Annotated in this window: 2 protein-coding genes; both read left to right on the forward strand. The window is 48.2% G+C overall.

The annotated features are described in order from the left end of the window. A partial coding sequence (locus tag R7E47_RS24830) for a cytochrome oxidase biogenesis cluster protein (RefSeq protein WP_318085422.1) occupies positions 1–533 on the forward strand: 533 nt, incomplete at its 5' end. A 10-nt stretch (positions 534–543) separates the two neighbouring features. Beyond that, the coding region (locus R7E47_RS24835; protein ID WP_318085424.1) for a COX15/CtaA family protein at positions 544–1,190 on the forward strand (647 nt) is incomplete at its 3' end.

The raw sequence follows: 1,190 nt of genomic DNA on the forward strand, positions 1-1,190 counted from the left end.
CATCTCAAGTTACAAAAGGGCGGTTTGTGCTGATCGCACTGATTTGCTTATTCGCCTTACCAGCGATTGTTGCAAAGTTGATTTTGGCGCAAGGCTGGTACGAAACGGGCGTGACAAACCGAGGAAAGCTCATCGAACCGTACACAACGTTAGCGCAGTTAGGCCAATCTGCTCCATCGGCGGTGCACGGTTGGCAACTGGCTTATGTGGTGCCTGATTCTTGCGACAGCCAATGTCAAAGACAGCTCTATTTACTCAAACAAAGCCATGTTGCTTTAGGCAAGTATCAAGAACGCGTTGTGCCAGTTTTGTGGACTTCTACAACATCAGACACGATAGAAATGCCGATGGAAACCATGGCGATGAATGAGAACGTGGCGGCAAAAGTGCAACAAGGGCAAGTGCTGATTGTGGATCCTCTGGGGCAACTGGTGATGTCGTACACTGCAGAGCCAAACGAAGATTTGGTCAAACTCAGCAAAGATATGCTGGCGGATTTGCGTAAGTTGCTCAAATTGTCGCGAGTGGGATAGGGAGCGCATCATGACGTTAACAAAGTTGGTTAGATTAAGTTTGTGCCTGACGTTAGTCGTCATCATGTTGGGCGCCTATACCCGTTTGTCAGATGCGGGTTTGGGGTGTCCTGACTGGCCGGGGTGTTATGGTCATTTTTCTGTACCACACCATGAAGACGATGTTCTGCGCGCCAACATCAATTTTCCAGAACGCGAGATTGAGCATGAAAAAGCGTGGCTAGAGATGATTCATCGCTATTTTGCTGGAACACTCGGCATGGTGATTTTTGCTATTACCGTTATTGCTATTCGAACTGAACGCGTGAACCCATCCATTCCTATTCTGCTCAGCTTTTTGGTTGTGGGGCAGGCGATGTTAGGTATGTGGACGGTGACTCTAAAACTGATGCCTGTCATTGTCATGCTTCATCTGCTTGGTGGGTTCACCTTGCTCGCGATGCAAGCGGTGTTTTATTGCCAACTGAAAGCGAGAGACAATCTTTATTTTTCCCCCTCCTCTCGGTCGGTTAGGTTGTTTTCGGTGTTTGCCTTTTTGATTGTGTTCTCCCAAGTGCTGCTCGGCGGTTGGACTTCATCAAACTACGCGGCTTTGATGTGTACAACGTTGCCCATTTGCGAAGGAGATTGGATGAACTACTTGGATTGGAAAGAGGC

This window comes from Vibrio sp. Vb1026, from assembly GCF_033338745.1.
In the GTDB taxonomy this organism is placed as follows: Bacteria; Pseudomonadota; Gammaproteobacteria; order Enterobacterales; family Vibrionaceae; genus Vibrio; species Vibrio alginolyticus.